The sequence below is a fragment of the Paenibacillus sp. SER-28 genome (genome assembly GCF_052906305.1).
In genome coordinates this window covers 1-248 of record NZ_JBRECM010000091.1, presented here as the reverse complement: position 1 = coordinate 248, position 248 = coordinate 1, and the positions used below count along the sequence as shown (strand labels likewise).

Below are 248 nucleotides of genomic sequence, written 5' to 3'. Positions count from 1 at the left end.
TCCACCGGATAGTTTTCAAACACGATAATGTGGTTGATCAGATCTTGCTTTTGCTCGCTCAAGGCTTGAATTTCATACAGCGGATACGTTTCATAATCTTGAGAAGTCAGCGCCTGCTGCTGATTCGTTCTGATCATGTCGGCAAAGGTGTCCTCAGCCCCACTGCGGATGCGTATTGGAATGGTGTTAATGAACAAGCCCACCATATTTTCGATCCCCGTAATATCCGCTGGACGACCAGACACTAC

General features: G+C 47.2%; 1 protein-coding gene. It reads right to left on the bottom strand.

Translation table 11 applies throughout. The annotated features are described in order from the left end of the window. The coding region (locus ACUYLD_RS25770) for a condensation domain-containing protein (protein ID WP_446676251.1) at positions 1–248 on the bottom strand (248 nt) is incomplete at both ends.